The organism is Chryseobacterium sp. sg2396 (assembly GCF_042610505.1).
Lineage (GTDB): Bacteria > Bacteroidota > Bacteroidia > Flavobacteriales > Weeksellaceae > Chryseobacterium.
In genome coordinates, this window is the sequence record NZ_JBHGAQ010000001.1 from 165,648 (window position 1) to 178,495 (window position 12,848).

Annotated in this window: 11 protein-coding genes; 7 read left to right on the forward strand and 4 right to left on the reverse strand. The window is 37.8% G+C overall.

Annotation, left to right across the window (positions count from 1 at the left end):
• Positions 1 to 5 precede the first annotated feature (5 nt).
• Positions 6 to 881: a DUF3347 domain-containing protein gene (locus tag ACED20_RS00730; RefSeq protein WP_294332933.1), complete on the reverse strand. Its 876-nt coding sequence runs from the start codon at positions 879 to 881 to the stop codon at positions 6 to 8.
• A gap of 681 nt (positions 882 to 1,562) precedes the next feature.
• On the opposite strand from ACED20_RS00730, the gene ACED20_RS00735 reads away from it, so the two are divergent.
• The 5 genes from ACED20_RS00735 to ACED20_RS00755 all read left to right on the forward strand — a co-directional run bounded on the left by ACED20_RS00735 (position 1,563) and on the right by ACED20_RS00755 (position 5,772).
• Entirely contained in the window at positions 1,563 to 2,195 is a 633-nt protein-coding gene (locus ACED20_RS00735; protein WP_294332931.1) for a Crp/Fnr family transcriptional regulator, read from the forward strand.
• A gap of 116 nt (positions 2,196 to 2,311) precedes the next feature.
• Positions 2,312 to 3,109 carry a sulfite exporter TauE/SafE family protein gene (locus ACED20_RS00740; protein WP_294332929.1) on the forward strand — a complete coding sequence of 266 codons (798 nt, stop codon included), beginning with the start codon at positions 2,312 to 2,314 and terminating at the stop codon, positions 3,107 to 3,109.
• 52 nt (positions 3,110 to 3,161) lie between these two features.
• On the forward strand, positions 3,162 to 3,725 hold the full coding sequence (locus ACED20_RS00745; protein WP_294332928.1) for a YeeE/YedE family protein: 564 nt from the start codon (positions 3,162 to 3,164) through the stop codon (positions 3,723 to 3,725).
• A 69-nt stretch (positions 3,726 to 3,794) separates the two neighbouring features.
• Positions 3,795 to 4,220: a DUF6691 family protein gene (locus ACED20_RS00750; protein ID WP_294333116.1), complete on the forward strand. Its 426-nt coding sequence runs from the start codon at positions 3,795 to 3,797 to the stop codon at positions 4,218 to 4,220.
• Between the two features lie 160 nt (positions 4,221 to 4,380).
• The gene (locus ACED20_RS00755) at positions 4,381 to 5,772 is read left to right on the forward strand and encodes a rhodanese-like domain-containing protein (protein ID WP_294332926.1); all 1,392 of its coding nucleotides are present in this window, start codon (positions 4,381 to 4,383) and stop codon (positions 5,770 to 5,772) included.
• A gap of 286 nt (positions 5,773 to 6,058) precedes the next feature.
• Here the strand turns inward: ACED20_RS00755 and ACED20_RS00760 are convergent, their stop codons facing one another.
• From ACED20_RS00760 to dinB, 3 genes are all read right to left on the reverse strand, one after another.
• Positions 6,059 to 6,400, reverse strand: a complete 342-nt coding sequence (locus ACED20_RS00760; RefSeq protein WP_294332924.1) for a 3'-5' exonuclease — start codon at positions 6,398 to 6,400, stop codon at positions 6,059 to 6,061.
• Positions 6,401 to 6,983: 583 nt separating this feature from the next.
• The gene (locus ACED20_RS00765) at positions 6,984 to 10,055 is read right to left on the reverse strand and encodes a DNA polymerase III subunit alpha (RefSeq protein ID WP_294332923.1); all 3,072 of its coding nucleotides are present in this window, start codon (positions 10,053 to 10,055) and stop codon (positions 6,984 to 6,986) included.
• A 20-nt stretch (positions 10,056 to 10,075) separates the two neighbouring features.
• Entirely contained in the window at positions 10,076 to 11,218 is a 1,143-nt protein-coding gene (dinB, locus tag ACED20_RS00770) for a DNA polymerase IV (RefSeq protein ID WP_294332921.1), read from the reverse strand.
• A 61-nt stretch (positions 11,219 to 11,279) separates the two neighbouring features.
• Between dinB and ACED20_RS00775 the strand changes: the two genes are divergently transcribed.
• Together ACED20_RS00775 and ACED20_RS00780 are read left to right on the forward strand one after the other, a co-directional pair.
• Positions 11,280 to 12,059: a LexA family transcriptional regulator gene (locus ACED20_RS00775; protein WP_294332919.1), complete on the forward strand. Its 780-nt coding sequence runs from the start codon at positions 11,280 to 11,282 to the stop codon at positions 12,057 to 12,059.
• A 105-nt stretch (positions 12,060 to 12,164) separates the two neighbouring features.
• Entirely contained in the window at positions 12,165 to 12,776 is a 612-nt protein-coding gene (locus ACED20_RS00780) for an alpha-ketoglutarate-dependent dioxygenase AlkB (RefSeq protein ID WP_294332917.1), read from the forward strand.
• Positions 12,777 to 12,848 lie beyond the last annotated feature (72 nt).

Sequence of the window (12,848 nt, forward strand, 5' to 3'; positions counted from 1 at the left end):
TTCGGTTATTTTAAAGTTTCAACCGTACTTCCACAATTCAACATTTGTGAGCCGTAATAAGGATTTTTAACAGCTCCCTCTTTGCTTAACCAATTGGCGCCTTTGCCATTGTTAAACATCGGACAATGTTGATAATAAACTGGAGTATCTTGTTTTGCAACTTTCATTAATTTATACATATTATCAGAAAGCGATGTAAAATGGTCTCTCTGATGTGACGGATCTTTTGTATCTGAAATATGTTCTGAATCAAAAGAAAGGTCTTTCATTACGTTCATCCAAACGGTATGTTCTTCAGATGAAAGTTTTGTCATATCAATACTTTGAATAGCTTTTGTCAATGCTGAAGCTTTAGTAGATGCAGTCGCTCCATCAGATTTTATCAAAGCATCTTTCAAAGAAAAGTAGTTTTCAAATACTGATTTGAAAGTGGGTTGGTTTTGTTGTGCTGAATGTCCCATCACCATTTCATTATGGTTATGATTGTTGTGTTCAGATTTCATATCCATAGCATTATCTTTAACAAGAACAGTTGGTTTTAGTTCTCTTTTGTATTGGCAGCATTCAGGAAGCTTTGAATAGACATCATCCGGAGCCAGGAATTTTTCGCTGTCATAACCGGCTAATGCAATACGTTTCAAAATTTCATCATGATTGGTTTTCTTTTCATCATAACTCAGAGTTGCGATTTTTGTGTCTTTGTTCCAATTTACCTGGGCTATATTTTTCAGATTTCCTGCTTTCTCTATGTTAGATTTACACATATCGCAGTTGCCATAGATTTTGATGGTTTCTGTTTTTGCATTTTTAACTTGAGCGAAGATGTTGATTGATGAAAGCAATACAGTGATTGCCATCAATATTTTTGATATTGATTTCATAAGAATTTATATTTTGAGAAATAGATTTTTGCACATCCATTTCTGATTAAATTTAAAATTGATTTTATAGTGGATAAGCCAAAAGCACATTTGATTTTGACAAGACGGAATTATGGCTGTTAAACCAATAATTTTAACTTATTTTTGGCGGTTGCCAAATGGAGTAGTGTCCTAAAGAATAATAGGATTGCGTGAATTCAAATTGACGTTTTTCAATTGCATCAAAAGAAGTATTTGATTTGAAATAGGCAGGCATCAAAAAGCTGAACGATGAGTTGCCACATCTGCAAGAGCTGTCTTTGCATTTGCCATTACAACCGTTATCGTGTTGATGGTCTTTGCAAGATTTAGTTTTACAACAGTCTTTTTTTTCTGCTTTCTCGTGATGACTTTTAGAAACTTTCTGATGTTCAGTTTTAACTGGAGTTTTTGAACAGGCATAAATTAAGTTGGGAGTCAATAGAAATCCCAAAAATACAAATAGAATTAAAGTGATATGTCTGTTCCAATTTTTCACTTAAACAAATTTATGAATTTATTTTTTGACATTTTTTAATAGAGCTTGAAAAATGTATGTAAAATTAAAAACTAATTTATAGAATGCCTAATTTTATAACTCTGTGTTGCATAGTCAATATAAAGAACCATATATTAGAAATTAATTTCGCAATCTAAAGACAAATGGAAAAATCAATCTTAGAATCTGAATTTATTTCTTCATCAGAACTAATTGAAAAACTTTATGAAAGTGGAGTTCTAAAAAGCTATAAAGAAGGCGACATTATTTTAGATGAAAATTCTTCCATCCGTTCAATTCCGATTGTAATGAAAGGGATGATGAAGGTGATGCGGACAGAAGAAGACGGGAGAGAGATTCTTCTGTACTATATAAAAGCGGGCGAAAGCTGCATTATGTCTTTTCTTGGCGGGATGCATAACGAAAAAAGTATTGTAAAAGCGGAAGTAGAAGAAGATACCGAAATTCTTTTCCTACCAGTGGATAAAGTTTCATTATTCATAAAAGAATATCCTGAGTGGCTGGATTATATTTTCAGGCTTTACCATAAACGTTTTGAGGAATTATTGGATATCATCAATGCCATTGCCTTTAAAAAAGTAGATGAAAGGCTTCTTAATCTTCTGCATAAAAAATCCGAGATTCTGAATGCAAATACTTTAATCATTACGCACGAACAGCTTGCCAACGAACTTGGAACAGCCCGTGTCGTGGTTTCCAGACTGCTTAAACAGCTTGAAGATTCCGGAAAGCTTAAATTAGGAAGAAATAAAATTATCCTTTTGGAAACAATCTAAATGATTGTATAATTCCCCTAAAAATCTTGTTCAAAACTTTCAGACTTCCTTATGTAACAAAAGTAGCGGTGTATCTTTTATGATATTGACAATTTTGTATTCTAATAAGTAAATGAATGGAAGTTTTTGGATATATCGCTTCAGTTTTAATAGGTATTTCTTTAGGATTAATAGGAGGTGGCGGAAGTATTCTTACTTTGCCGGTCTTGGTATATCTTTTTGGGATTGATGCTTTTTTGGCAACAGAATATTCACTATTCATCGTCGGAGTAAGTAGCGTCATAGGTTCAATCTCTTATTTTAGAAAGGGTTTTGTCAATTTTACAATTGTTTTACTTTTTGGAATTCCTTCCATCATTTCAATTTTTTTGACGAGAAAATATATCCTGCCATTAATTCCTGATGAGATTGTTAGATTCAGTAGTTTAGTTATCACAAAAGATATTTTTCTGTTACTCATTTTTGCCGGATTAATGATTCTAGCCTCTTACAAAATGATTCAAAAAAGTACAGAATTACATATGGAAAAATGCATTTCCACCAGAAAAAATACACTTTTAATCGCAGGTGAGGGGTCGGTTGTAGGAATTTTGACGGGTTTGGTTGGTGCAGGAGGAGGATTTATGATTATCCCGGCTTTGGTCAATCTTCTTAAAACCCCTATGAAAGTGGCAATCGGAACTTCTTTGGTCATTATTTCTTTAAACTCCCTCATCGGTTTTTTTTCTACGATGAACCATCGGAATATCGATTGGAAATTATTGACATCCATCACGTCTATTGCCATCATAGGAATCATTATTGGAGCACAAATATCCAAAAGAGTTGATGGGAGAAAGCTTAAACCTATTTTCGGATGGTTTGTACTGGGGATGGGAATTTATATTATTGTACGTGAGTTTTTCTTAAAATAATGATAAATTACAAGTGCAATTGCTGTAAGAATTAAATAAAAAATAATACAATATGTTAGAAATCATAAAGCAACCCTGGCCGTGGTATGTTGCAGGTCCGTTAATAGGCCTTACCGTTCCGGCACTGCTCATATTGGGCAACAAATCTTTCGGAATCAGTTCATCTCTCAGGCATATCTGTGCTGCTTGTATTCCGTCAAACATCAATTTTTTCAAATATGACTGGAAAAAAGAACTATGGAATTTATTTTTCGTTTTCGGAATTTTACTGGGGGGAATCATCGCTTCGCAATTTTTGATGAATCCGGAGCAAATCACGATCAATCCAGATCTCAAAGCCGAACTCTCAACCTACGGAATTACAGATTTCAGTAATCTTGTTCCATTACAGCTGATGAATTTTGCAAGTTTAATGACACTGCGGGGTTTTATCGTAATGGTTGTTGGCGGATTCTTGGTTGGTTTCGGAACCCGTTATGCGGGCGGATGTACCAGCGGACACGCAATAATGGGGCTTTCCAATCTTCAATGGCCATCTTTGGTCGCAACCATTTGTTTTATGGCAGGAGGTTTTTTGATGGCGAATGTTATTTTGCCTCTCATCCTTTCACTTTAAATTAAAATAAAAATGACTAAAGAAAAAAATATAGATCAACAGGATGATAACTGTAGTACCGAAATAAATATGAGGCAGAGATGGTATCATAACTTGAAATATCTGATTGTCGGAATTTTATTCGGAATTGTTTTTGTGAAGGCCGAAATCATCAGCTGGTTCAGGATTCAGGAGATGTTTCGTTTGCAGTCGTTCCATATGTATGGCGTGATTGGAAGTGCCGTTCTTACCGGAATGATTTCAGTTTTAATCATCAAAAGATTTAATATCAAAACTATTGATGGCGAAAAAATTTCCATAGCTCCAAAGAAATTTAATAAAGGACAGATCTATGGCGGATTGATTTTCGGATTTGGATGGGCAATTACGGGAGCTTGTCCCGGACCACTTTTTGCGCAAATTGGAACCGGCGCTTTGGCAGTAACGGTAACTTTATTCAGTGCTGTTATGGGAACTTGGGTCTATGGATATTTCAGAGAAAAACTACCTCATTGAATTAAATTTAGCAACATTCATTTTAGAGACTGATTTAGTATTTGAATATTCTCATTTATTACGGTAACTAACTCTCTATGTAACAAAAGTAGCGGTAGGACTTTTACGTATTTCCGAAATTTGTCAAATAAATTTAAAATTTAATCTTAAAAAATAATTTATGTTTTTTCAGCATATTTATGATAAAAGCCTTGCTCAGGCAAGTTATTTAATCGGTTGTCAGGCAAAAGGCGAAGCATTAGTTATTGATGCCAAAAGAGATATAGACACCTATCTTCAGATTGCCAAAGAAAATAATTTGAGCATAAAGCATATTACAGAAACTCATATACACGCAGATTTTTTGTCAGGTTCAAGGGAACTTGCCGAAGTTACAGGAGCAAAAATGTATCTTTCTAATGAAGGCGGTGAAGATTGGCAATATGAATTTCCACATATCGGCTTAACAAATGGAGATACCATCAAAGTGGGAAACCTTACTTTAGAAGCGATTCATACACCGGGACACACTCCTGAAAGTATCAGTTTTTTATTGACCGACCATCCTGCAGCAGATGAACCTGTGATGATATTTACAGGCGATTTTATTTTCGTGGGCGACATTGGAAGACCGGACTTGTTAGAAAAAGCAGCCGGAATAACAGGAACTCAGGAACAAGGAGCAAAAGAAATGTATCATTCTTTACTGGATTTCAGTAAACTTCCGGAATTTATTCAGGTTTGGCCGGGACACGGCGCGGGTTCAGCCTGTGGAAAGTCTTTGGGAGCTGTTCCAAGTTCTACAGTTGGGTATGAAAAAATCAGAAATTGGGCTTTTCAATATGAAGATAATGAAACTGGATTTATCGAATATTTGTTGGACGACCAACCTGAGCCACCAAAGTATTTTGCAATGATGAAAAAGCTTAATAAAGTGGAAAGACCTTTACTCATTGAAGTTCCCAAACATCAAAAACTTTCTAAGGAAGAATTTTTGGATGCTTACAGTCGCGGCGTTAAAATAATTGACACGAGAAATAAAGAAGATTTCGCAAAAGGCTTTCTCGCTGAAAGCATCAATATTCAAGGAAACAATTCGTTTTCAACGTGGATGGGATGGATTATAGATTATTCTGAAACGTTTATTTTAGTTGCTAAGGATGAACAAATGGAAGATCTTACCCGAAAGTTAATGAGAATAGGTATGGATCAGATGATGGGTTATATCGATAAGGTAGAAAGTCTTGGTTTGGATTTGAAGACCGCCGATATTATAAATATTGAAGAATTTAAAACTTATCTAAACAGAGAAGATGTTCTGGTAATCGATGTACGGAACAAAACCGAGTACGAAACCGCTCATATTGAAAATGCGGAAAATGTTTTTGTAGGAACTTTAGAAGACAATCTTGATAAAATCTCCCGTGGTAAGCAGATTGTCATCCATTGTCAAAGTGGCGACAGAGCCACTATTGCATATTCGGTTCTAAAGAACAATGGTTTTGAGAATGTGAAAAATTTTTCGGGTGGAATGAAAGAGTGGTTAGGGAAAGGTAATTCTATAAAAAAATGAAAATGTAATTAAATATTTTTCTAATTAAAAAAGATGCTAACTGTCTTCAGTTGGCGCCTTTTGGCTGTTTGTGACCAAGACGAGTGTATCTTCAAATACTTTTATTGATGATTTTGTTCGATTAAGTCAAATTAAAAAAGAATCGCAAAACTCATTTTTATCAATAATTTCTTTTAGTTTATGTCCTATGCAATTTAATTTTAAAAATTGAAAAAAATAATTAGTGGCATTATTAATACAAAGTTGACTGTGCCTGTCTTACCGATGTATATAAAATTATTGACATTCACTGGAAGAGTAAAAAAGCAAGACATTTAGTATATTTATATGTGCAACTGATGTAATCAAAAACTGTTAGTTTTTTTGCAGCCATTTCAACTACACCCGATTTTTGCAATTCTTCAAGAATTACGCTAATATTTTTTATTGATTGATCCTGTAATACAAAACGACCAACTCTTTTCTTACTAAATGTAAATGCTACTCGCTCTTTTGCTCTTGACAGAGCGACAAAAAGTGTACACTTATCTTCATCCGGTTGCTGTTGAAATGACCAAAAAGCGCCATCTTCCAAGCCGATAAAAATAACTGTATGATATTCCAGACCTTTGCTCTTATGGATTGTCATAACCGGTATGGCCACTTATCTTGATGTCATCACAGCTCAAAACAACAAGTTGTAGGCGGAATTGAGCTTGGCCAATATCAAACTTCAGAAACTGAATGCTCTCGTGAACCTTTATCGTTCCCTTGGTGGAGGATGGCAGCAAATCCGGTTGAATGGATAGCAAAATCGAACAATATTAAATTTTTTTCTTGTCATAGCAACTTGTGGTTTTACTGCCGTCTGCTATTTTAAAATCAATAAAATGAGCGATACAGAAAATAAGATCAAAAAGGCGGCAATGGACCTTCTGCTAAGATCCTTAATCCCTTCAAGTAAAAGTTAGTCATTAAGTGAGGTGAAATTTAGTCCTATTGTTTGCATGTGCAGGCATGGCAGTGAATAAAATTTCTCCTATTTTCCACATCTCAAAGTACAAAGGCGAACTATCTCCTTTGTACTTGTACGACTTTTATTGTTTATGAGACTGCTATCACCACCACGGATATTTGATCTGGTCTTTTAGAGGTACAAAGTCTTTCTCCCGAAATTGCCTTATACGGATAGTTCAAGAGGAAATCCGCACATCAGCCACTTGGCGTTATGTTCACATTCTCTGTCTGGGAAGCCCGATCTCATGCTGTTGAGGATAAGGTTTACGGGAGGTCATACTCACATCTTCCCGAAGGCTTCTTTCGATCTCCAATGATTTTTCCTGATCCATAGAATATCGGGGATCAGGAATGAGTGGCATCTTTGCCATCTTGGTAATGGTGACTGTCGGAAAATGGTAATCGACCTCTACGGTTCCCAGCAAAAGATAAATGCCACCTTCTTTAAAAGGGAATTGTTTAAGACTGTCCGGAAAATGGGCGGTATCAAAATACTGTCCTTCGGCGTCGATCCAGGTCCCGAAATACATATCATCTTTTTTACCGGGATGGTTTTTCTTTTTGATGGGAACGTGTTTTCTTGAGATCAGATAGGCCAGCATTTTGACCTGCCTTTTATGGTATTTAAGGAGATCTTTGACCAGAATATGACCTCTGTATTTTGTTTTGAGCAGATCGAATATGGAATTGGAGACCGTAAAACCTAATATTTCGATCTCATCAAATGCATCTTCAAATTTGTCCCTATGAATAAGAGGTAGCTGGTAATCCTTTTGAGGTTCATCAAATAAAGAAATAATCTTGGTCTTATGCTGGCCTTTTGAGAATAGAAATCTGGCTTCAATCAGCAACTCATGCTTTTGTTTCCCAGTGAACCTGAAAGCCCCGATGAAAATAAGCGTCTGCAATGTTTCGATACCGATCGAAACTCTTTTAACAAAATCCTCAAGCGACCTGTAGTCCCCATTATTTTTTCTTTCTTCAGGAATGAACTGCTTAGTCGTTGCTTCCAGTTTTTCAATGTGCATCAAGCCTAAATAAACATCTGTTCCATAGACCGTCGTCTGAAATTCGCTAAGGTTGACACAAGGATTATGAATGGTGGCCCCAGACATTTTGGCCTCGTGGACGTACACTTCCATTCTGTAAAACCCACCACCGTTGTTGATGGCAGACACCATAAATTCTATAGGGTAGTAGGCCTTTAAATAGAGACTCTGATAGCTTTCCACTGCATAGGAAGCAGAGTGGGCCTTGCAGAATGAATAGCCCGCAAAGGATTCGATCTGCCGGTACACTTCCTGGGACAATTGCTCAGGATGTCCAAGTTCTTTACATGATTCAAAGAAATGGTCTTTGACTTTTTGCAATGCCGATAATGATCGACCTTTACCACTCATCGCCCTTCGAAGAACATCCCCGTCAGCAGCAGACAAACCTCCGAAATGCAATGCGATTTTAATGACATCCTCCTGATATACCATAATCCCATAGGTTTCACCGAGTTCTTTTTCAAAGACCTCATGGAAGTATTCAAACTGGTCGGGATGGTTGTGGCGAAAGATATATTCCCGCATCATTCCGCTCTGTGCCACACCGGGACGAATGATGGAAGATGCCGCAACCAATACTTTATAATTTTCACATTTCAATCTCCTTAATAAACCCCGCATGGCGGGAGATTCAATATAGAAACAACCGATGGTCTTTCCGATACTTAAAAATTCATTGCACTTGGCCTCATTCTTCGAAATTCTTGTATCTTCAATATCAACGGTAATGCCTCTTTTTTCCTCAATAAGCTTGACCGTATCTTTTATCGTTCCCAAGCCTCTCTGGGAAAGGATATCAAATTTTTCAAGGCCTATATCCTCTGCTGTATACATATCGAACTGGACGATCGGAAATTCTTTTGGAGGGAACTCCAAGGCAGAATAATTGGTAATCGGTTCCTCGGAGATCAGGATACCGCAGGAATGCATGCTTCTCTGATTGGGAAAGCCTATAAGTAATTTTTCATATTTATAGATCTCGTGAACGATGGAATTCTGGTCATGCTGATCTCTGGTTTTTTTAGAAAGCTGATCCAATTCCTCTTTGGGTAATCCAAATACTTTCCCCAACTCCCTGAATCTTGACCTGCTTTTGAACTCCACATTGGTTCCGCAAAAGGCCACATGGTCTTTTCCATATTTGTCAAAGATATATTCCAGAATAGTATCCCGGTTCTTCCAGCTCCAGTCCAGGTCAAAATCAGGAGGAGTCTTCCTATTGAGGTTCAAAAATCTTTCAAAATAAAGATCCAGTTCCAAGGGACATATGTCCGTGATCCCAATGCAGTAACTCACGATGGAGTTGGCGCCGCTTCCCCGGCCGACATGCATAAATCCCATCTGGTTGCTGTATTGGACGATATCCCAAGTGATCAGAAAATACCCGCAGAAATTCAATTGATTAATAACGCCCAATTCTTTTTCAACCCTTGCCTTGGCATCAGCATCACCGTCAGGATATCTTCTTTCAAGACCTATATAGGCTAATTCTTTCAACAGCTTAAAATCATTTTCCCTGCTGTCTGTAAAATGCTTCTTGTTCTTAGGCGTGGAAAAATCAAAATCAAAACTGCAGCTGTTGACCAGATATTTTGTGTTCTCAATGATCTGGGGATAAATTTTATAAGCACTTAAAAGCTTTTTCTTATCAACAAACGTCTCGGTATTTTGACAATGGTCATTTTCTGTGAGCTTGCTGATCAAAGTGTTTCCATCGATCGCCCTTAAGATCTTGTGCAGCTCATATTCCTCAGTCCCATTAAAGGTTACCGGATGGAGAATGACCATCTTGTCAATCATTTTTTTCAGCTCAGGCCTTACCAAGAGGTTCAATTCATTCTCTCTTATACCGATGAACTCATGTTCTAATAAACACTCAGGAATATTCTCCAAAGGATAGATGACCAAAGTATTTTCAAGGGAAGGATTCGTTTTAGGGATCTCAATTCCTTCACAGTTATGATCTGTCAAAAGCCGGTTCGTCTCCGCAATACCTTTAGCATTTTTAGCAAGACAAATGTAATATTGTTCATTTTCAACAAGGACGTCAACCCCTACGATAGGTTTGATATGATTCTCTTCACAAAGCCTATAAAAATCATAGATCCCGGTCACCGTATTGATGTCTGTCAAGGCCAGTGTTCTGATATTCAGATCCACAGCCTTCCGTACCAAATCCTCAATGGAAATGGTGCCGTAACGAAGGCTGTGATAAGAATGGCAATTGAGAAACATAGCAGATGGTATATTTTGATTTATTTTAAAAACCCTGATGCCCTTCCGACGCTGGAAGTCCCGAATCTGTTCTTGATCCTGTCCATGGTCTGATAAAGGGAGATCAATTCTTCGGTATCTTCGAAAAGGTTCATCTGATGACTCCCGTGCACAAGACCGGTGAAGCGGATGCCTATTAGACGGATCCTCATTCTACGGGTATATAGTTTATTAAACAATTCAAGAACAGCTCTGAGCAGAGTATGGTCGGCAGAAGTGTATGGAACCTTGCATTGTTTTGTCTCTGTGTCAAAGTTGGAATACCTGATCTTGACGGTGACGGTAGAGGTCAACCATTTTTCCTGCCTTAGCTGATAGGCCAGCTTTTCGACCATTCCCGACAAAATGCTTCTGATCTGATGAACATCGATCGTATCCTCAGAAAATGTATCTTCAGTGGATATTGATTTTCGTTCCGAATAGGGCACTACGGGTGTATCATCGATGCCATGGGCTTTTCTCCAAAGTACCGTTCCATTTTTTCCGATCAGTTGATGAAGGACCTCTACAGGCATTTCAGATAGGGTTTTTATCGTCTTAACGCCTAGCCTGGAGAACAGATTGAAGGTCTCTGTGCCGACCATCGGGATTTTTTTTATGGATAACGGATCTAAGAAATGCTGAATTTCTTTTCCCTTTACCTCAAATCTGCCTATGGGTTTTGATTCTCCTGTCCCGATCTTTGAAACTGTTTTATTCGTTGAAATTGCAAAGCTGATCGGAAGTCCTGTATTTTTCTGAACAGCATCTGCAATTTCGTTGGTCCATTGAAAGCATCCGAAGAACTGATCCATTCCTGAGAGGTCAAGATAGAATTCATCGATACTGGCTTTCTCCAGCACCGGTACTTTTTCCTGAATGACCTGGGTCACCAGATGCGACATATTGGAGTAGTATTCCATATCTCCTTTGATGACCTTTGCCTCAGGACATAGCCTTAATGCCATTTTAATCGGCATCGCTGAACGCACCCCAAATTTCCGAACCTCATAGGAGCATGATGCCACCACACCACGGTCCCCACCTCCAATGATCACAGGCTGTTTCTCCAGGACGGAGTTTTTCAGCCGCTCACAGGAGACAAAGAATGTGTCCAGGTCCATATGTGCAATTGCTCTTTCCATTCTGCAAACTTAGTCACGTTTTTAAACAAAATTTGTATATTTGTTGTCATAAATTATGACAATGTCAATTTTTGCAGATAACATCGTGTTTTTGAGAGGTCAAAAAAATCTAACCCAGCATAAGCTGGCGGACGAACTCATTCTTACAAGATCAAGATACGTTTCATACGAATATGGAAATGCAGAACCTCCCATTGAGGTATTGGTTCGAATCTCCAAATACTATAATATCAGCATCGACCTTTTGGTCACGGTCGATATCAGGAAATATCCATTGGAAAAGATGGTCAATCTGCCCGGAAATAAGATATTGCTTCCTGTAGCAGTAGATTCGGAAGGGAATAATTTCATTGAGATCGTACCTCAAAAAGCTTCTATGGGTTACTTGAAAGGATTCAGCGATCCTGAATTCATTGAAGGTCTTCAGAAAATGCAGCTGCCTTTCTTAAAAAACGGAAAATACCGTGCATTTTTAGCGGATGGTGATTCTATGCCACCCTTTGCAGACCAATCCATCATCATCGGAGAATACGTAGAAAAACTGGAAGATCTGAAGTCTAACAAAGAATATATCTTTGTTACCACTGAAGGCATTACCTACAAGACATTTTTGAAAAGGAACAAAAAGGTGATTACCGTATCAGCCGATAACTCATTTTACGAACCTTACGATATTCCACTGGAGGATATCGCAGAAGTATGGCGTTATGTAAGAGGGATACTTCCCCAGGATTACAAACCGCATACGCTCCCTGATGAGGCCAATCTCAAAAATCTCGTAGCAGAAGCGAAACGAAGCATCAGCAATCTGGAGAACGGAATTCTTAAACTCAATCAATAGAATAAAAACTTCCCCGGAGGGAAGCTAAAAACACAAATGATGAAAAAAAAATTATCCCATTGAATTGGGATTTGATAAAGATAAATATTTCACACAAAAATCAAAATGGGTCAGTTGAGTTTATTTGATGCCGAAGAATTTTATGAGTTTCCAAAAGACCTTTTGGAATACAGGGAGAATTTCCTAAGTGAGGAAGAGGCAGATCGGTTAAAAGACCATCTGCTTAAAACTGCTCCCTGGGAGCAGCGCACTCAGAAAATGTATGATAAGATGGTGATAACGCCACGCTTGACCGCTTGGTATGGCGATTCAAAATACAATGAATCCGCTGATAATAATGCATCAGCTACCAACCCCTGGACTCCGGAGTTATTATCCTTGAAAGAGAGAATAGAAAACGAATTCGGTTATCGGTTCAATGGCGTATTGCTTAACCTCTATCGTGACAACAATGACTCAGTGGCGTGGCACAGGGATAAAGAAAGCCGGTATGGAAAGAGACCAGTCATAGCATCCATAAGTCTTGGACAGACCAGGAACTTTGATTTCAGAAAGAAAGACCATCATCAAAGCAAATACAGTCTGCCGCTCCCGCACGGTTCGCTTCTCATTATGAAAGGTGATCTTCAGGAAAATTGGGAACACCGTATTGCCAAATCTACAGTACCTATGAAGGAACGTATCAATTTGACTTTCCGACTGATCAGTGAACTATAATCAATCATTCTTACTAACAACATACATTATATCCAAAAACAAAATCATCATGGCTATCTCATATTATGACTT

Bases quoted from the DNA above. Each gene is read 5' to 3' on its own strand.
- ACED20_RS00730 (WP_294332933.1), bottom strand. From the start codon at position 881: ATGAAATCAATATCAAAAATATTGATGGCAATCACTGTATTGCTTTCA.
- dinB (WP_294332921.1), bottom strand. From the start codon at position 11,218: ATGGAAAGAGCAATTGCACATATGGACCTGGACACATTCTTTGTCTCC.
- ACED20_RS00775 (WP_294332919.1), top strand. From the start codon at position 11,280: ATGTCAATTTTTGCAGATAACATCGTGTTTTTGAGAGGTCAAAAAAAT.
- ACED20_RS00750 (WP_294333116.1), top strand. From the start codon at position 3,795: ATGAGGCAGAGATGGTATCATAACTTGAAATATCTGATTGTCGGAATT.
- ACED20_RS00755 (WP_294332926.1), top strand. From the start codon at position 4,381: ATGTTTTTTCAGCATATTTATGATAAAAGCCTTGCTCAGGCAAGTTAT.
- ACED20_RS00735 (WP_294332931.1), top strand. From the start codon at position 1,563: ATGGAAAAATCAATCTTAGAATCTGAATTTATTTCTTCATCAGAACTA.
- ACED20_RS00780 (WP_294332917.1), top strand. From the start codon at position 12,165: ATGGGTCAGTTGAGTTTATTTGATGCCGAAGAATTTTATGAGTTTCCA.
- ACED20_RS00765 (WP_294332923.1), bottom strand. From the start codon at position 10,055: ATGTTTCTCAATTGCCATTCTTATCACAGCCTTCGTTACGGCACCATT.
- ACED20_RS00760 (WP_294332924.1), bottom strand. From the start codon at position 6,400: ATGACAATCCATAAGAGCAAAGGTCTGGAATATCATACAGTTATTTTT.
- ACED20_RS00740 (WP_294332929.1), top strand. From the start codon at position 2,312: ATGGAAGTTTTTGGATATATCGCTTCAGTTTTAATAGGTATTTCTTTA.
- ACED20_RS00745 (WP_294332928.1), top strand. From the start codon at position 3,162: ATGTTAGAAATCATAAAGCAACCCTGGCCGTGGTATGTTGCAGGTCCG.